Annotated in this window: 17 protein-coding genes and 1 pseudogene; 16 read left to right on the forward strand and 2 right to left on the reverse strand. The window is 71.7% G+C overall.

The annotated features are described in order from the left end of the window. Positions 1 to 6 precede the first annotated feature (6 nt). The 10 genes and pseudogenes from ACK4K7_RS09700 (at position 7) to ACK4K7_RS09745 (ending at position 10,395) form a co-directional block, all read left to right on the forward strand. Positions 7 to 576 carry a tail tape measure protein gene (locus ACK4K7_RS09700; RefSeq protein ID WP_431865570.1) on the forward strand — a complete coding sequence of 190 codons (570 nt, stop codon included), beginning with the start codon at positions 7 to 9 and terminating at the stop codon, positions 574 to 576. Positions 577 to 582: 6 nt separating this feature from the next. Next, a pseudogene (locus ACK4K7_RS09705) lies at positions 583 to 2,870 on the forward strand (DUF2460 domain-containing protein). Continuing rightward, positions 2,867 to 3,691 carry a DUF2163 domain-containing protein gene (locus ACK4K7_RS09710; protein WP_431865572.1) on the forward strand — a complete coding sequence of 275 codons (825 nt, stop codon included), beginning with the start codon at positions 2,867 to 2,869 and terminating at the stop codon, positions 3,689 to 3,691. The pseudogene ACK4K7_RS09705 and the gene ACK4K7_RS09710 overlap by 4 nt, the downstream one beginning before the upstream one ends. A 35-nt stretch (positions 3,692 to 3,726) precedes the next feature. Beyond that, positions 3,727 to 3,876 carry a hypothetical protein gene (locus ACK4K7_RS09715; protein ID WP_431865574.1) on the forward strand — a complete coding sequence of 50 codons (150 nt, stop codon included), beginning with the start codon at positions 3,727 to 3,729 and terminating at the stop codon, positions 3,874 to 3,876. Further along, the gene (locus tag ACK4K7_RS09720; protein ID WP_431865576.1) at positions 3,863 to 4,258 is read left to right on the forward strand and encodes a peptidoglycan endopeptidase; all 396 of its coding nucleotides are present in this window, start codon (positions 3,863 to 3,865) and stop codon (positions 4,256 to 4,258) included. The genes ACK4K7_RS09715 and ACK4K7_RS09720 overlap by 14 nt, the downstream gene beginning before the upstream one ends. Positions 4,259 to 4,271: 13 nt before the next feature. After that, the gene (locus ACK4K7_RS09725) at positions 4,272 to 6,416 is read left to right on the forward strand and encodes a phage tail protein (RefSeq protein WP_431865577.1); all 2,145 of its coding nucleotides are present in this window, start codon (positions 4,272 to 4,274) and stop codon (positions 6,414 to 6,416) included. Between the two features lie 20 nt (positions 6,417 to 6,436). Next, positions 6,437 to 6,934, forward strand: a complete 498-nt coding sequence (locus ACK4K7_RS09730; RefSeq protein WP_431865578.1) for a DUF2793 domain-containing protein — start codon at positions 6,437 to 6,439, stop codon at positions 6,932 to 6,934. Positions 6,935 to 7,134: 200 nt separating this feature from the next. After that, complete coding sequence (locus ACK4K7_RS09735; RefSeq protein ID WP_431865580.1) at positions 7,135 to 8,256, forward strand: OmpA family protein; 1,122 nt, start codon at positions 7,135 to 7,137, stop codon at positions 8,254 to 8,256. A 194-nt stretch (positions 8,257 to 8,450) separates the two neighbouring features. Further along, complete coding sequence (locus ACK4K7_RS09740) at positions 8,451 to 9,797, forward strand: UDP-glucose dehydrogenase family protein (RefSeq protein WP_431865582.1); 1,347 nt, start codon at positions 8,451 to 8,453, stop codon at positions 9,795 to 9,797. A gap of 58 nt (positions 9,798 to 9,855) precedes the next feature. Then, on the forward strand, positions 9,856 to 10,395 hold the full coding sequence (locus ACK4K7_RS09745; protein ID WP_431865584.1) for a superoxide dismutase family protein: 540 nt from the start codon (positions 9,856 to 9,858) through the stop codon (positions 10,393 to 10,395). A gap of 61 nt (positions 10,396 to 10,456) precedes the next feature. Here the strand turns inward: ACK4K7_RS09745 and ACK4K7_RS09750 are convergent, their stop codons facing one another. Then, the gene (locus tag ACK4K7_RS09750; RefSeq protein WP_431865586.1) at positions 10,457 to 12,040 is read right to left on the reverse strand and encodes a spinster family MFS transporter; all 1,584 of its coding nucleotides are present in this window, start codon (positions 12,038 to 12,040) and stop codon (positions 10,457 to 10,459) included. A 79-nt stretch (positions 12,041 to 12,119) separates the two neighbouring features. On the opposite strand from ACK4K7_RS09750, the gene ACK4K7_RS09755 reads away from it, so the two are divergent. The 4 genes from ACK4K7_RS09755 to ACK4K7_RS09770 are packed head-to-tail and all read left to right on the forward strand — an operon-like array spanning position 12,120 to position 14,402. Beyond that, entirely contained in the window at positions 12,120 to 12,587 is a 468-nt protein-coding gene (locus tag ACK4K7_RS09755) for a low molecular weight protein-tyrosine-phosphatase (protein ID WP_431865588.1), read from the forward strand. Then, complete coding sequence (locus tag ACK4K7_RS09760; protein ID WP_431865590.1) at positions 12,584 to 13,393, forward strand: fructosamine kinase family protein; 810 nt, start codon at positions 12,584 to 12,586, stop codon at positions 13,391 to 13,393. The genes ACK4K7_RS09755 and ACK4K7_RS09760 overlap by 4 nt, the downstream gene beginning before the upstream one ends. A 56-nt stretch (positions 13,394 to 13,449) precedes the next feature. Next, complete coding sequence (locus tag ACK4K7_RS09765; RefSeq protein ID WP_431865592.1) at positions 13,450 to 13,734, forward strand: autorepressor SdpR family transcription factor; 285 nt, start codon at positions 13,450 to 13,452, stop codon at positions 13,732 to 13,734. Next, complete coding sequence (locus ACK4K7_RS09770) at positions 13,731 to 14,402, forward strand: SdpI family protein (protein ID WP_431865593.1); 672 nt, start codon at positions 13,731 to 13,733, stop codon at positions 14,400 to 14,402. The genes ACK4K7_RS09765 and ACK4K7_RS09770 overlap by 4 nt, the downstream gene beginning before the upstream one ends. Here ACK4K7_RS09770 and thpR read toward each other — a convergent pair. Continuing rightward, positions 14,387 to 14,920 (reverse strand): RNA 2',3'-cyclic phosphodiesterase, encoded by a 534-nt coding sequence (gene thpR / locus ACK4K7_RS09775; protein ID WP_431865595.1) that lies wholly within the window; start codon positions 14,918 to 14,920, stop codon positions 14,387 to 14,389. The two genes, ACK4K7_RS09770 and thpR, sit on opposite strands and share 16 nt — an antisense overlap. 122 nt (positions 14,921 to 15,042) lie before the next feature. Between thpR and ACK4K7_RS09780 the strand changes: the two genes are divergently transcribed. After that, a complete protein-coding gene (locus tag ACK4K7_RS09780; protein ID WP_431865597.1) occupies positions 15,043 to 15,774 on the forward strand; it encodes a Bax inhibitor-1/YccA family protein in 732 nt (243 codons plus the stop codon). 189 nt (positions 15,775 to 15,963) lie between these two features. After that, entirely contained in the window at positions 15,964 to 17,379 is a 1,416-nt protein-coding gene (locus ACK4K7_RS09785; RefSeq protein ID WP_431865599.1) for an MBL fold metallo-hydrolase, read from the forward strand. Positions 17,380 to 17,514: the final 135 nt, after the last annotated feature.

Genomic DNA, 17,514 nt, shown 5'->3' on the forward strand with positions numbered 1-17,514 from the left:
AGGGCGATGGACGAGGAGATCGAGCGGCTGTTGGTGAGCGTGCGCGCCGACACCGGCGCCTTCGCGCGCGACGTGGCGGAGATGCGGGGGCAGCTGGACGGGCCGCTGGCGGAAGGCGCCGAGCGGGCGGGGCGGGTGCTGGAACATGCGCTGCTGCGCGCGGTCAGGACCGGCAAGTTCGGCTTCGAGGATCTGAAGCGCACCGCGCTGGCGGCGATGGCGGAGATCGCGGCCAATGCGATGCGGAGCGGGCTGCAGGCGCTGGGCGGCGGCGGCGGCGCGGCGGGGCTGGCCGGAGCGGCGGGGCGGCTGGTCGCCGGGCTTGCCGGCGCGCCGGGGCGGGCGACCGGCGGGCCGGTGGCGCCGGGGCGCGCCTATCTGGTCGGCGAGCGCGGACCCGAATTGTTCGTGCCCACGGCGAGCGGACGGGTGGAGCCGGGCGGGCCGGGCGGCGCGCGCGAGGTGCGGGTGACGATCGCGATCAACGCGCCCCAGGCGCGGGAGCCGGAGGCGCTGCGCGCATCGGGCCGGCAGGTCGCGCGCGCGGTGCGCCAGGCGCTGATGCGGGGGGAGTGAGGCGGCATGGGACATTGGCTGGCGCCGCCCGGCGCGGCGCGCGTCCTGACGACGATCAAGCGCTTCGACGCGCGCTACTGGACGCTGAACTTCCCGCGGCCGATGATGGCGAGCGCGACGACGACCGGGCCGAACAGCCTGCGGGTCGACGCCGTCTTCTACCGCGGACGATCTGGCGGGGCTGATCTGGGAAGCGGAGGACCGGCACGACCATCCGCTGCTCGCTTACGAGACCGACCGCGACTTCCGGCGGTGCCGGCTGTCCTTCCGCTGGCGCAGCGGCGGGCTGCGCGGGCTCGACGCGGTCGACGGGCCGACGCTGACGATCGAGGGGCGGGACCAAGCGGGCGACGCGCGGACATGGTATGTGCGGCTGTGGAACCATGCCGCGGGCACGGCCGAGGACGCCGAGATCGCGATCGATTTCGGCGCCCTTGCCGGCGGCTGGGACGGCGACGACCCCGTCTGGGCGGGCGACGTCGACCGGATGTTCATATCGCTGGTGCCGGCGGCCTATGCGCCGGGCGGCGGGAGCCTGGCGGCGCCGGCGGAGGGCTGGGCCGAGCTGAGCCAGATCGCCTGCGCGGGCGCGGGATCGGTGCTGTCGATGGGCGACGCGATCGTGCCCGCGCACGCGCTGCGCATGGCGAGCGGCTATGACGACAGCTACCATCTGACGCCGGAGCGGCTGCTGCGCAACGTCGCCTGGCTCGGCTATGCCGGGGTGATCAACCATTATGTCGGCATGAGCCACCTATTTCCGGCTCGAGCCGCTGGGCGCGGACTTCTATGTGAGCCTCGCCGGCGGCGCGCTGAACGGGCCGTGCGCGGCCTGGCACAGGGACTTCCTGCGGCGGGCGAAAGGCCATGGCTTCGAAATCATCCTGTCGCTGTCCTACGAATTGTTCGACGCGCATTGCTGGAACGACTGGAAGCAGCGGGCGGCGGACGGATCGCCGGCGCTGACCGGATGGGAGCCGCCGTCGGCGCTGCTGTCGCCGGCGCATGGCGGGGCGATGGCCTATCTGCAGGCGGTGGCGCGGGCGTTCGCGCTGCTGGCGGTCGAGACCGGCCAGCCGGTCCGCTTCCAGGTGGGCGAGCCCTGGTGGTGGGTGACGGCGGACGGGCGCATCTGCATCTACGACGCGGCGGCGGTGGCGGCGTTCGACCCGCCGCCGATCGCGAGCGTCGCGGGCGCGCTGGACGCGGAGCAGGTGGCGGCGCTCGACGCGGCTGGGGCTGCGCTCGCCGCTTCGACCGCGGCCTTGTGCGCGGCGGTGCGCGAGGTGGCGGCGGAGGCGGAGACGCTGCTGCTCGTCTATCTGCCGACCGTGATGGACGCGGAGGCGCCGGAGGTGCGGCGGGCGAACGTGCCGGTCGGCTGGGCGGCGCCGGCCTTCGACGTGCTGCAGCTCGAGGATTATGACTGGGTGACCGAGGGGCGGCGCGGCGCGACCGCGCGCGGGATCGCCGAGGCGACGGCGCGGCTCGGCTATCCGATCGGGGAGCAGCATTATTTCTCCGGCTTCGTGCTGCGGCCGGAGGACAAGGCGCAGTGGCGGGAGATCGCGGCGGCGGCGGACGCGGCGCGGCGGCGGGGCACCGGCGAGGTGTTCGTGTGGGCGCTGCCGCAGGTGCTGCGCGACGGCTTCGTCCATTTCGGCGAGGGGGAGGATGAGGTGGAGGCTTTCGACGACGTGCGCTTCCCGCTGGCGCTGGGCCGCGAGGCAAGCGTGGAGCCGGCCTTTTCGACCGCGATCGTGACGACCGCGGCGGGGGCGGAGCAGCGCAACGCGGAATGGGCGGACGCGCGGCTGCGGTTCGACGCCGGGCCGGGCGTGCGCGGCGAGGCGGAGATGCACGCGCTGATCGCCTTCTTCCGCGCCCGGCGGGGCGCGGCGGTGGGCTTCCGCTTCGAGGATCCGTTCGACCACAGCTCCAGCGGCATGACCGGGGAGCCGGGAGCGGACGACCAGTTGCTGGGCGTCGGCGACGGCGAGCGCGGCGACTTCCCGCTGGTCAAGAGCTATGGCGCGCAGCTGCGGCGCATCACCCGGCCGGTGGCGGGGAGCGTGCGGGTCTCCGTCGGCGGCGTGGAGCTGGCGGGCGGGTGGACGCTGGGCGACAAGGGCGTGGTGACGTTCGAGACGCCGCCGGCGCCGGGCGCGGAGGTGCGGGCGGGTTACCGCTTCGACGTGCCGGTGCGCTTCGCCGAGGACCGGCTGGCGATCGCCGGGGCCGGCCATGCGGCGGGCGAGGCGCCGCACGTGCCGCTGGTGGAGATACGGGAATGACGGCGGCGGTGCTCGGGAGCGAACTCGCCACCGTCGCGCTGTGCTGGCGGATCGAGCGGCGCGACGGGGTGACGATCGGCTTCACCTCGCACGACCGCGACCTCGAGATCGGCCGGCTGCGCTACCGCGCGGCGCCCGGCATGCTGCCGTCCGCGGTGGCGCTGTCGGACGGGCTCGATGCCGACATGCTGAACGTGGAGGGCGCGCTGACCAGCGACGCGATCCGGGCGGACGACCTGGCCGCGGGCCGCTGGGACGGGGCGGCGGTGCGCCTGTTCCTGGTCGATTGGGAGCGGCCGGAGGGGCCGGTGGTGAGCGTGGCCGAGGGCGAGATCGGCGACGTGACGGTGCGCGGCGCCGGCTTCGAGGCGGCGCTGAGGAGCCGGGCGGCCCGGCTGGTGCGGCCGCCGGTCGAGCAGACCTCGCCCGAATGCCGCGCCGAGCTGGGCGACAAGAGGTGCCGGGTCGACATGGCGGCGCGGGTGCGGATCGCGCGGGTGGGCGCGGCGATCGACGCGCGCAGCTTCGACATCGAGCTGGACGGGCCGGCGGCGGACGGCGCCTTCGCTTATGGCCGGGTCCGCTGGATCGGCGGACCGAACGGCGGGACGAGCGGCGCGGTGCTGAGTTCGGCCGGGGCGCGGCTGGTGCTGCGCGAGGCGCCGCCTTTCGCGATCGCCGCCGGCGACCTAGCCGAGCTTCGCGAGGGCTGCGACCGGAGCTTCGCGACCTGCGTCCAGCGCTTCGGCAACGGCGTCAATTTCCGGGGAGAGCCGCACCTGCCGGGCATCGATCTCCTCACCCGCTATCCGGGCGCCTGAGCGGCGAGACATCCACGAGGAGAAGGAGAAAGGCGATGAGGCTGAGGGCTTGCATGTGCGGGTTTGCGCTCGCGATCGGCGGGTGCGCGCACCTGCCGCAGAAGGTGCGGGTGGAGGTGGACGAGCGGTCGATCGAGTTCGAGGACCGGTCCGGCGGCAAAGAGCGCGAGCTTGCGCCCCGCTGAGGCGGCGGCGCGGGAGCTGGTCGGCGCGCGCTTCCGGCCGCAGGGGCGGGTGCCGGCGCATGGGCTCGACTGCATCGGCGTGGCGATGATCGCCGCGGGCGTGGCCGAGGATAGCGTGCGGCGGGACTATCCGCTGCACGCTTTCGAGCCGGAGGAACTCCATGCCGGGCTGGCGCGGGCCGGGCTGGTCAGGGTTGACCCGGACCGGACGCGGCCGGGCGACGTCGTGGTGGCGCGGCCGGGGGCGGAGCGGCTGCATCTGGCGGTGCTGGTGGACGGCGGGTTCGTCCATGCCGACGCCGGGCTGCGGCGGGTGGTGGAAGTGCCGGGCGCGCTGCCCTGGCCCCTTCTGTCCGCCTGGCGGCGGCCGGACGCGGACTGATCGGAGGAGAGATATGGCGACGCTCGTTCTGACCGCGGTCGGGAGCGCGATCGGCGGACCTTTGGGCGGGGCGATCGGCGGGATGATCGGCCAGGCGGCCGATGCGGCGATCTTCGCGCCGAAGACGCGGGAAAGCGCGCGGATGGCGACGCTGGCGGTCCAGACATCGTCCTACGGCAATGCGATCCCGAAGATCTTCGGGCGGATGCGGGTGGCGGGGACGGTGATCTGGGCCACCGACCTCGTCGAGCGGCGGACCACCAGCGGCGGCGGCAAGGGGCGGCCGAAGACGGCGAGCTACAGCTATTCCGCCAATTTCGCGGTCGCCCTGTCGGGACGGCCGATCCTGGGCGTGGGGCGGATCTGGGCGGAGGGCAAGCTGCTGCGCGGGGCGGCCGGCGACTTCAAGAGCGAGACGGGTTTCCGCCTCTATCATGGCGACGAGGCGCAGCTGCCCGATCCGCTGATCGCCGCCGTCGAGGGCGCGGGCGGCGCGCCGGCCTATCGCGGCATCGCTTATGCGGTGTTCGAGGATTTCCAGCTGGAGGATTATGGCAACCGCATCCCGTCGCTGACTTTCGAGGTGGAGGCCGATCCGGGGCCGGTGACGGTCGGCGCCGTGGCGGAGGAGCTGAGCGGCGGCGCGGTGGCGAGCGGCGGCGGGCCGGCGCTGATCGGCTATGCCGCCGGCGGGGAGAGCGTGCGCGGCGCGATCGAGCAACTGGCCGCGGCGGCGTCCCTGTCGTTCGTCGAGACGGACGGCGGGCTGCGCCTGGGCGAGGCGGGCGGCGCGGAGGCGACGCTCGGCGAGCGGGTGGGCGCGGTCGAGATCGTGCGCGGCGCGGCCGATGCCGTGCCGGGCGAGGTCGCGATCTCCTATCACGACCCCGCGCGCGACTATCAGGCGGGCCTGCAGCGCGCGTCGCTCGGCGGGCCGTCCGTTCGCAGCGAGCGGATCGCCTTTCCGGCGGTGCTGCATGCGGCGGAGGCGAAAGGCCTGGCGGAGCGGCGGCTCGCCGCGCTGTCGGCGGCGCGGGCGCGGGCGAAGCTGGACGTGCCCTGGCGGGAGGAGCCGCCGCGGCCCGGCGCGCGAGTCCGCATCGCGGGGCAGGCGGGCCTGTGGAAGGTCGAGCGATGGACGCTGGGGCGGCTGATCTGCACGCTGGAGCTGGCGCGGGTGTCGGAGGGACTTGGGCCGAACCCGGCCGGTGCCGACGCGGGGCGGCCGATCGGCCATCGCGACGCCGAGCACGGGCCGACGATGCTGAGGCTCTACGACCTGCCGCTGCCGTTCGAGAGCGAGCGGCCCGTGCTGGCGGCGATGGCGGCGGGGCCGGGCGCGGGCTGGCGCAGGGCCGCGCTCAGCGCCAGTTTCGACGGGGGGCTGAGTTGGACGAGCCTTGGCGCGAGCGCGGGGCCGGCGACGATCGGCGTCGCGGCGACGGGGCTGGGGGCGGCGGGTTCGGCGCTGTTCGACGACCGCCATGCGGTCGAGGTCGCGCTGCTGAACGAGGACATGTGGCTCGAAAGCCGGAGCGACGCGGCTCTGGTCGCGGGCGCGAACCTCGCGCTGCTCGGCGACGAGCTGATCCAGTTCGGCCGGGCGGAGCCGCTGGGCGATGGCCGCTTCCTTCTGTCGCGGCTGCTGCGCGGGCGGCGAGGCACCGAATGGGCGGCGCACGATCATCAGGCGGGCGAGGATTTCGCGCTGATCGACGCGCGCGACATCGTCCTGGTGGAAGCGCCGGCCGAGAGCCTGGGCGCGGAGGCGTGGGTGCGCGCCGCCGGCCGCGGCGATCCCGCACCGGTGAGTGCGGTGCGGCGGATCGGCGGCGCGGCCTTGATGCCGCCGGCGCCGGTGCATCTCACGGCCGTGAAGCGGGACGGCGACATCCGGCTCGATTGGGTGCGGCGCAGCCGGCAGGGCTATGGCTGGGCCAGCGGGAGCGGCACGCCGCTGGGCGAGGAGAGCGAACGCTACGAGGTGACCATCGCAGGCCCAGGCTTCGAGCGGCGGGCGAGCGTCGGCGCGGCTTCGTATATCTATAGTGCCGCGCAGCGGCTGGAGGATGGCGGCGGTGGGCCGCTGTGGATCGAGGTCCGGCAGGCGGGGACCCACGGCCTGTCGCGGGCGGCGCGGGCGGTCTGGCCGGGCTGAGTGAGCGAGGAGAGCCGAATATGAGCGAGGAGACGACGCGTTTCCGCTTCCCCTTCATCCTGCCGGGGCAGGCGCAGAAGGAGGCGTTCCACAACGAGGCGCTGGAGGCGGTGGACGGCGCGCTCCACCCGTCGGTCGCCGGGCCGCCGATGGCCGAGCCGCCTGCCGCGCCAGTGTCGGGGCAGGGCTGGATCGTCGGCGGGCAGGCGACCGGCGCCTGGAGCGGCAAGGAGGGCATGATCGCGCGCTGGACCGCGGGCGGCTGGCGATTCACCGCGCCGGTGCCGGGCATGCGGGCGTGGCTGGAGACGGGAGGGTTGTGGCTCCACTGGACCGGAACCGGCTGGAGCGGAGGGGAGGTGCCGGCGGCGCGGATCGTCATCGAAGGGCAGCAGATCGTGGGTCCGCGGCTTCCGGAGGTGCCAAGTCCTTCAGGCGGAACGACAATCGATCAGGAGGCGCGCGCCGCGATCGACACGCTCATTGCGACATTAAAGTCACACGGCCTGACCGATTGATCTTTTCTCCCGCGGCCGTGCAACCCGACGACACGGTCGGAGTTTCAGCGCGGTCTGCCGGGGAGGGGGTACGCGTTCATCGCGCACTGCGGCTTTTCGGCAACAAAAGCGGGGATAAGCGCGCTTGCGCGCAAACTCCGCTTACCGTAATGAGTTCGAGGTCGTTCCCATCAGGGACGCAGTAGAAAGGGGAAAGATTTATGCGGAAGCTCGCCATAGTTGTGGCGCTGTCATCCACCGTGCTCGCGACTCCGGCGCTTGCGCGGACCGGCGCGTGGTACGTCGGCGCCGAATTCGGCGCCATGATCGTCGAAGACATGCAGATTGGCATCGGCGCTCAGGACAATGCGGTCACGGTCAAGCACCGTCCCGGCTTCGACGGGGCCGGCACCGTCGGCTACGACATGGGCGGTTTCCGCCTCGAGGCCGAAGTCGCCTACAAGCGCGCCCAGGTGCGTCAGCTCGCCAACGTCGTCCGGCTTCCGGGCGAAGGCGCTCCGGGCCAGGCGGGCCTGTTCCGTGACGCCGGCGGTGGCAACACCACCGCCCTGAGCTTCATGGTCAACGGCATGGTCGATTTCGGCGACGATGACGGCCTCAGCGGCTTCGTCGGCGGCGGCGTCGGTGTTGCTCGCGTCCAGATGAACAACTACCGCCGGTTCGCCAACCAGGGCGCGTTCCTGGACGACAGCGACACCCGGTTCGCGTGGCAGCTCATCGCCGGCGTGCGTCAGCCGATCACCGACACGATCGACATCGGCGTGAAGTATCGCTTCTTCAACGTGAACAACATCCGCGCCATCGCCTTCAACGGCCAGGATGCGGATGCGCGGTTCCGGTCGCACAGCCTGCTCGGCGGCATCACCTTCAACTTCGGCGGAGCCGCTCCGCCCCCGCCGCCGCCGCCCCCGCCGCCGCCGCCTCCGCCGCCTCCGCCTCCGCCTCCGCCGCCGCCTCCGCCGCAGCCGCCGGCTCCGGTCGGTCCGTTCATCGTGTTCTTCGATTGGGACCGTTCGGACATCACGCCGCAGGCGGCCGCCATTCTGGACAACGCCTCTGCCGCCTTCCGGCAGTCCGGCGCGGCCCAGATCGTGCTCGCCGGTCACGCCGACCGTTCGGGCCCGGCGACCTACAACGTCGGCCTGTCGCAGCGTCGTGCGGATGCGGTTCGCCGCTATCTCGCCGGCCGCGGCGTGCCGGAAGGCGCGATGACCACGGAAGCTTACGGCGAAAGCCGTCCGCTGGTCGAAACCGCCGACGGTGTCCGCGAGCCGCAGAACCGGCGCGTGGAAATCACCTTCGGTCCGGGTTCGGGCTGGTAAGGTCGAGGCCCGCCGCTCCGGCGGCGGGACTTGGAGTGAAAGAGAGGCCGGTCCTTCGGGGCCGGCCTCTTGTTTTTTTGCGCGGGGCGCGAGCGGAAGGGTCCAAGCTCGGGCCGCCGCTCCGCTGAAGGCCCTAGAAGCGGGCGGGGTCCTTTGATAGGCGGGCGCCACGCCCAAGCCATACGGGAGTTGTCATGCGGATTGCGATCATCGGAACCGGCTATGTCGGCCTGGTTTCAGGCGCCTGTTTCTCGGATTTCGGCCACGACGTGGTCTGCGTCGACAAGGACGAGAGGAAGATCGCGGCGCTCGAAAAGGGCGTGATGCCGATCTTCGAGCCCGGGCTCGACCAGCTCGTCGCGCGCAACGTCGCCGGCGGCCGCCTGTCCTTCACCACCGATCTCAAGACCGGCGTGGACGGCGCGGAGGCGATCTTCATCGCGGTCGGCACGCCGTCGCGGCGCGGGGACGGCCATGCGGATTTGAGCTACGTCTATGGCGCCGCGCGCGAGATCGCCGAGGCGCTGACCGGACCGGCGGTGATCGTGACCAAATCGACCGTGCCCGTCGGCACCGGCGACGAGGTCGAGCGGATCCTGCGCGAAGTCGCGCCCGAGGCCGAGGCCTGGGTGGTGTCCAACCCCGAATTCCTGCGCGAAGGCGCCGCGATCGAGGACTTCAAGCGCCCCGACCGCATCGTCGTCGGCGCGGAGGACGAGCGCGCGGCCGAGATCATGCGCGAGGTCTATCGCCCGCTCTATCTCAACAAGGCGCCGATCCTGTTCACCTCGCGGCGCACGTCCGAGCTGATCAAATATGCGGCGAACGCCTTCCTCGCCACCAAGATCACCTTCATCAACGAAATCGCCGATTTGTGCGAGGCCACTGGCGCCGACGTGCAGGACGTGTCGCGCGGGATCGGCCTCGACAACCGGATCGGGCCGAAATTCCTCCATGCCGGGCCCGGCTATGGCGGCTCCTGCTTTCCGAAGGACACTTTGGCCTTGCTGAAGACGTCGGAGGATTATCAGACGCCGCTCAGGATCATCGAGGCGGTGGTCCAGGTGAACGACAGCCGCAAGCGCGCGATGGGGCGCAAGGTGCTCAAGGCGCTCGGCGGCGATCCGCGCGGCCGGACGGTCGCCTTGCTCGGCCTCACCTTCAAGCCGAACACCGACGACATGCGCGACGCGCCCTCGCTCAGCATCGTCCAGGCGCTGGAGGATGCGAGCGTCAAGGTGCACGCCTTCGATCCGGAAGGCGTCGAGCAGGCGCGACCGATGATGCCGAACGTCGAATTCTTCGATTCTCCCTACAAGGCGGCCGAGGGCAGCGACGCGGCGGTGATCGTCACCGAATGGGACGTGCTGCGCGCGCTCGACCTTAAGCGGCTCGCCAGGCTGATGGCGCGGCCGGTGCTGGTGGACCTGCGCAACGTCTACCCGCCCGAGGATGTCGAGGCGGCGGGTCTCGCCTGGCACGGCATCGGCAAGCCGCCGCGGGACGGCGGTGCGGACGAGGATGTGAGCGCCGCGGCCTGAGCGGCAACCGTTTCGCCGCCGGTTCGTTCGTGGAGGGCAGAACAGGAGAATGGGCGAGATGAAAGCGATGATCATGAGCGCGGGCGCCGCGCTGGCGCTGGCGGGTTGCGCGGCGGTCGGCGATCCGCTGCCGCCTCCGCAGGGGCCGATGCCGGGCAGCGCCTCGGCCGAGCTTCGGGAGCCGGGCGGGCGGCTGGTCGCGCGGACGACGGCGACGCAGGTCGGCGACAGCATCCGCCTGCGCGTCGACGCGGCGGGCCTCGCGCCCGGCACCTATGCCGCGCACATCCACGCGGTCGGCCGCTGCGACCCGCCGAGCTTCGACAGCGCCGGCCCGCACTGGAACCCGCTCGACCGCGAGCATGGCATGCAGAATCCGCGCGGATCGCATATGGGCGACCTGCCGAACCTGATGGTCGGCACCAGCGGCGAGGGCTTCTTCGAATATACGATACCGGCCGCGCAGCTGACCGGCGGGCCGATGCCGATGCTGGACGGGGACGGCGCCTCGCTGGTGGTCCACGCCCGGCCGGACGACCACCGCACCGACCCCAGCGGCAACAGCGGCGCGCGGATCGCCTGTGGGGTGTTTCGCTAAAGGCGTCGAAGCGTTCCCTTTCCTCCCCATGGAGCTTCGCTCCGCAGGGAGGATGGGGCTTCTAGACCACCTCGCCGGCGGCGCGGGCGCGGTCGAGGACGGTGGCTTCGGCGCGGGGCAGCGCCTTGTAGAGATAGATGAGCGCGGCGAGCGAGATCGGCACCACCGCCAGCAGCGACAGCACGCCGAGGCCGAGATCGCCGATCGCGAGCGAGACGCGCCCGGCGATATAGGGGCCCATGGCGAGGCCGATCAGCGTCGTGCCGAGGAAGAAGGTCGCCGTCGCCGCCCCGCGCATGCGCGGCAGGACGAGGTCCTGCGTGGTGGCCGCGGCGGCGCCGAGCGCCATGCTGGACAAGGCCTGGGCCGGGAGCTGCATCGCGTAGAACAGCATGAGGTCGCGCGTGGTGAAGGCGACCGCCAGCGGCAGGATCGGGAGGAGAAGGCCGAGGCCGATCACGATCACGCGGCCCGACGGATTGGTGCGCCTCCAGCGATCGGCCAGCCGCCCGCCCAGCACGACGCCGAGGAAGCCCCCGGCCGCGCCCGACCCGCCGATGATGAAGCCGGCGATCGCCGGATCGGCGCCGAGCACGCGCAGCGCGTAAGGCGCCGACCAGAAGCTCCCCGAATAAGCGAGGAAGGCGACGAGGCCGTAGCCGAGCACCGTGCACAGGAAAGCGGGCGTCCCCCAGATCAGCTGAAAGGTCGGCGGGTCGCGCTCGCGCAGCGCGGTCGCCCAGGAGTAAACGGCGTAGAAGCCGATGCCGACCGCGATCCATTGCGGATAATCGCCGGTCAGCGCGATGAGCCCGGCCGAGATGGCGGCGATCACCGCCGCCACGGCGAGGTTGATCGCGAAGGCCGAGGGACCGCGCTTCATCGCCCCGATCAGGGTGAGCGGCGGAATGACCGTCATCAGTTCGTTGAAGAAGCCGCGGAAGGGCTGCGCGGGCGGCGGGGTGACGATCCCTTCCGATTGGCCGCGTAGCGGCTCGCGGATGCTCGCAACCCAGAGCGCGACGAGGAGGCCGGGGAGGCCGACCGCGAGGAACGCCGCCTGCCAGCCGACCAGGCCGAGCGGGCCGCCGCCCGGAAAGGCCGCGTTCCAGTTCTGGACGATGGCGCCGCCGATGAACAGCGACAGGCCGCCGCCGATATAGAGGCCGGACGAATAGATGGCGAGCGCGGTCGCCCGCTTCTCCTTCGGGAAATAGTCCGAGATGAGCGAATAGGCGCACGGGCTTGCCGTCGCCTCGCCGATGCCGACGCCGACCCGCGCCGCCGTCAGCATGCCGCCGGTCTTGGCGAAGCCCGACACGGCGGTCGCGGCCGACCACAAGGCAAGGCCGCCAGCCATCAGCTTCACCCGGTTCCAGCTGTCGGCGAGCCGCCCGAGCGGGATCCCGAACAAGGCGTAGAAGACGCCGAAGGCCGTGCCGTAGAGGAAGCCGATATCGGCGTCGGTGAGGCCGAGGTCGGCCTTGATGTCCTCCGCCAGGATCGACAGGATCTGCCGGTCGATGAAGTTCAGCATGTAGACGAGGACGAGGATCCCCAGAACGTAGCGGGCATAGCCCTCGCTTGGCCGCGGCACCTCCTGCGCGGGAGTGCCGGTGGGACCGTCGGCCGGCGTGGACGCCATGGGCTGCTCTCCGTTGTTCTGCTTTCCGCCAAGGGCTAGCAGAGCAGGGGCCTTTGGCAAGCCGGCACGGGGAGAGGTTGTGGCAAAACGGGTCTTGTTCGTCTGCCTCGGCAATATCTGCCGTTCGCCGCTCGCGGAGGCGGCGCTGCGGCGCGAGGCGGAGCGGCTCGGCATCGCGGTCGAGGTCGATTCGGCGGGCACCGGCGACTGGCATGTCGGCCGCCCGCCCGACCGGAGGGCGATCGCGGTCGCGCGGGACAATGGCGTCGACATCTCAGGGCTGCGGGCGCGCCAGGTGCGGCGGGAGGATTTCCGCCGCTTCGACCTCATCGTCGCGCTCGACGCGCAGAACCTGGCCGATCTCGAGGATCTGCGGCCCGCGGACGCCACGGCCGATCTGTCGCTGCTGCTCGATCATGTCGAGGGGCGCCGCGGCGAGACGGTGGCCGATCCCTATCATGGCGATCACAGTCATTTCGCCGAGACCTGGGCCGACGTGGTCGCCGGCGCGCGCGGGCTGGCGCGGCGGATCGGAGCGGAAAAATGATCGGCTTCGCCCGCCGGGTCGCCGAGCTGACCGGCGTTCCGCCGGACCGGCTCGAGCGGCTGGCGGGCGGCGAATTGTCGGAAGTGCTGTTGATGCGGCGGCCCGACGGGCGGCTGAGCGTCGCCAAGAGCAGCCCCGCGGCCGGGGCCGAGGCGGCGATGCTGCGCGCGCTGGCGGGAGCGGGCATCCCGACCCCGGCGGTGGAGGGCGAGCATCCGCCCGTTCTGATTCTGGAGCATGTCGCCAATGACGGCGTGCTGAGCCCCAAGGCGTGGCGCGAGATCGGGGCGGCGCTGGCGCGGCTCCACGCGGTGCGGGGCGAGGGCTATGGCTGGCCGGTCGATTATGCGATCGGCACGGTCGAGCTCGACAATCGCGTGTCGGGCGACTGGCCGCGTTTCTGGGCGGAGCAGCGGCTCGTGTCCGCCGCGCGCCTGCTCGACCGTCCCTGGCGGGAGCGGGTCGACCGCGCCGCGGCGCGGATGGCCGACCTCCTCCCCGCCGCGCCGCCGCCGGCGCTGCTCCACGGCGATCTGTGGACCGGCAACATCCTGGTGCGGGACGGGCGGCTGGCCGCGCTGATCGATCCGGCCTGCTATCATGGCGATCCCGAGTTCGATCTTGCGATGCTGACCCTGTTCGCCGAGCCGCCCGCCGAATTTCACGAGGCCTATGGCGCGCCGCGGCAGGGCGCGGAGGAGCGGCGCCCTGCCTACCAGCTTTTCCCAGCGCTGGTGCATCTGCGACTGTTCGGCCAGCCCTACGCCGCGATGGCGGACCGCCTGCTGGGCGCCCTCGGCGCCTGAGCCTTGACCCGTGCCCGCAAGTTCGTTATTTAGCTAAATAACAAAAGGCAGGGACGATGAACAAGGTGTTCGAGGCGCTCGCCCATCCGACGCGCCGGGCGATCCTGGAGATGCTGAAGAGTGGGTCCCGCACGGCCGGCGAGCTGGCGGAGGCGTTCGACGTGTCGAAGCCGACCATGTCGGGCCATTTCGCCAAGCTGAAGGAGGCCGGCCTCATCCAGGCGGACCAGCGCGGCACGACCATCTTCTATTCGCTGAACCTGTCGGTGCTGGAGGAAGTGGTGCTGGGCTTCATGGGGACGATAAGCGTGGGTAGAAGGGGAAAGGAGAAGCCGGAATGACCCAGGGCAAGATGATCGCGCTTTCGGCGGCGGTGCTGGCGGCGATGCTGGCGTCGGCCCTGTGGGTCGCGAGCCGCCTCCCCGCCGACGCGCTGCTGCCGATCCATTGGGACGCCTATGGCCGGGCGGACGGCTTCGCGGGCAAATGGACGGCGCTGCTGATGATGCCGGCCATCACGGCTTTCTCCGTGCTGCTCTTCTGGGCGATCCCGAAGCTGGAGCCGAAGCGGGAGGGGCTGGAACGCAGCCAGGGCCTCTATCTGTGGGGCTGGGCGGCGGTGCTGCTGACGCTCGGCACGGTGCATCTCGCCGTGCTCGGCACCGCGCTCGGCCTCGCCGTTCCGGTCGCGCGGCTGGTCGCCGGCTCGGTCGGCCTGATGCTGGTGCTGATCGGCAACCAGCTCGGCAAGTCGCGGCGCATGTACATGGTCGGCTTCCGCACGCCCTGGACGCTGGCGAGCGAGGAGGTGTGGATCAAGACCCACCGGCTGGCCGGGAAACTGATGGTGGCGGGCGGCGCGGCGGTGCTGGCCGCCGCTCTGATCGGCGCGGGCGAGCCGCTGCTGATTGGACTGTTGCTGCTGGCCGTGCTGATCGGGGTCGCGGTGCCGCTGGTCTATTCCTACCTGCTGTGGCGGCGCGAGCAGGCCGATCAGCCGAGGGGGTAGCGCTCGACGATCGAATAAACCGCGCCGTCGGGCGTCAGCCGGCTTTCGTAGAGGCAGAAGGCGTCGACTTCGAAAGCCGGTCCGCTGACGCCGCCGCGGGTTCCGATCAGCTCGTGCACCGGGCCGGACGTGCGCTTCAGCCGCGCCAGCGTGATGTGCGGCAGATAGGCGCGGCGGTCCGGCGCCACCCCGACGCGCTGCACCGCCTGGTCGATCTTCTTGTGCAGCGCCTTCAGCGGCTCGTGCGGCGCGACGCCGGCCCAGACCGTTTCCGGCTGGCCCCGCCGGTCGAAGGTGCCGAGGCCCGCCAGCGCGATCTCGAAGCGGGGGTGGTGGACGGTGCCGAGCGCGGCATGGACGTCGCCGGCGAGGTGGCGGTCGACCTCGCCGATGAAGCGCAGCGTCAGATGCAACTGGTCTTCGTCCTGCCAGCGCGCGCCGCTCACGCCGCCCATCAGCGACAGCAGCGTTTCGCGCACGGAGCGGGGCAGGGCGACGGCGGCGAACAGGCGGTGCATGGCCCTTTTCCCGTAGCCCGAAATCGGACCGGTCGCGAACCGGTTTTCCTTGAAAATCGCCGCTTATCGCCCGATATTGCGCGGCAACGGCAGGCTTCTTGCCGGCATAAGGAGATGAAAAGATGGCAAATTGGTCTGACCCGCGGGTAACCGCCAGGCCGCAGCCGACCGCGACCACGGGCCGCGAAGCCGTGGCCTTCGACGCGGGCCTGCGGTCCTACATGCTTTCGATCTACAACTATATGGCGTCGGGCATTTTGCTGACGGGCATCGTCGCGATGCTGTTCGCCCGTTCGGGCCTCGCCGCCGAAGTGCTGGCGACGCCGCTGCGCTGGCTGATCATCCTCGCGCCGCTCGCCTTCGTCATGGTGATGAGCTTCGGCATGAACCGCCTGTCGCAGGGCACGCTCCAGGTGCTGTTCTGGAGCTTCGCGACCGTGATGGGCCTGTCGCTGTCGTCCATCTTCCTCGTCTACACCGGCGAATCGATCGCGCTCACCTTCTTCTCCGTCGCCGCCGCCTTCGCCGGCCTCAGCCTCTGGGGCTATACGACGAAGCGCGACCTGTCGGGCATGGGCACCTTCCTGATCATGGGCGTGATTGGTCTCATCGTCGCGATGGTGATCAACCTCTTCCTGCAGTCGAGCGCGCTGCAGATGGCGGTGAGCTTCATCGGCGTGCTGCTGTTCGCGGGCCTCACCGCCTACGACACGCAGCGGATCAAGAGCCTCTATTTCCAGGTCGCGGGGTCCGACATCATGGGCAAAACCGTGATCATGGGCGCGCTCACCCTCTATCTCGACTTCATCAACATGTTCATGTTCCTCCTCCAGTTCCTGGGGAACCGCGAATAAGCGGCCGGAACATCCGGACAAGGAAGGGGCCCGGCGGCAACGCCGGGCCCTTTTTCTATGGGGGTTCGACCGCAAGCCCCCTCTCCCTCCGGGAGAGGGCTTTTTCTCCCGTACGGCGTGGACCTCCCTTGCTTTGCGGGTAGGCGCGGGGGGCGGGGGTGCTATCCTGCGGACGGAGGGGGAAGGCCGATGCGCTTCATTCTGGGATTGGCGGCGGCGGCGGCGGTCGCCGCGCCGCTCGCGGCGCAGGGGGCGGCGCCCGACCGGCTGCTCGCCCGGGCCGAGACGGCGATCGGACCCGCCGACGCGCGCGTCCGCGCCGAAGCCTTCCGCGCCCGCCAGTCGGGCACCGGCCAGGCGGCCGAACAGGCCGCGGATCCCGCCGATCCGGTCGCCCTGGTCCGCCGCTCCTATGCCTGGTCGTTCGATGCCGCGGCCGGGCGGATGATCCGCGAGGCGGAGCAGGTCTTCCCCGGCGAGGTCCGCTTTCTCACCCGCGCGGCGCTGACGCCGGAGGGCGGGTGGAGCGTCGATCTCCTCCGCTGGCGCACCGGCACCGATCTGGCCGCGTTCGGCGCGGAGGATGCGGCCCGCAGCCGCGCCCAGTTCGAGCGCTTCTTCCCCCACCTGCTGCTCCGCCAGGCGCGCGCGGCCGGGCGGCTGGAGCCGGCGGGACCGGACGGCTTCGCCTTCACCGACCCGGCCGGCGACCGGATCGAGGTGAGCGTCGATCCCGCGACCGGCCTGCCGCTGAACGCCCGGCGGATGGTCGAGGGACGCGCCCAGACCGAGATCGGCTATGACCTCTATGCCCGCCGCGCCGGCATCATGCTGCCCAGTCGCACCGAGATCCGACAGGCCGGCGGGGGGCGCGAGACGGTCTGGCTCGGCCGCTTCGATGCGGGCGCCGCGCCGCTCGAGGCGCATGCGCCGCCGCCCGGCTATGCGCCGCCGCCGCCGCCCGGCGAGCCCCGCCTCGCCGCGCGCGGCGACGGCGTCCATCTGTTCGAGAACATGCCGGCCGGCTACCGCTCGGCGGCGATCGCGCATGCGGGCGGCCTCATCCTGGTCGAAGCGCCGCTCAATCCCGCTTACGCCGCCCTGCAGAAACGGCTGCTGGACGCGGCGCTGCCCGGCCGTCCCGTCACCCATGTGCTGGTCACCCATCCGCACTCGGACCATGTCGGCGGGCTCAAGGCCTGGCACGACGCCGGCGCGACCATCGTCGCGGCGCGGGGCGCCCGGGTGGCGCTGGAGCGCCAGCTGCGCGCCGCCGGAGCCGAAGGGGAGCTCAGGATCGAGGAGGTGGCCGACCGGCGCAGCCTGGACGGCGGCCCGGTCCGCATCGACCTCCATGCCTTTGCCGGCCGGCACAGCGCCGCCAACCTGCTGGTCCATTTGCCCGAACGGAAGATCCTGTTTCAGGGCGACCTGTTCTTCGTGCCGGAGCGGGGCGAGGTGCCGCCGCAATTCCCGATCGCCGGCGAGCTCCACCATGAGATCGTGACGCGCGGCCTGGCGGTGGAGGAGATCGTCGGCATCCACGGCCGTCCGGCCGGGCTTGCCGATCTGCGCCTTGCGGTGGAGCGCGGCCCGGCATTCTGAAGCGGCCCCAAGCTCCCTCTCCCGATGGGAGAGGGTTGGGGGAAGGGTGACGGAAGTTGGCGAAGGTGTTCGGGCTTGTTCGCGACCGGCGGTGACCCTCACCCAACCCTCTCCCGGGGGAGAGGGCTTTTTGGC

Source organism: Allosphingosinicella sp., from assembly GCF_046295735.1.
In the GTDB taxonomy this organism is placed as follows: Bacteria; Pseudomonadota; Alphaproteobacteria; order Sphingomonadales; family Sphingomonadaceae; genus Allosphingosinicella.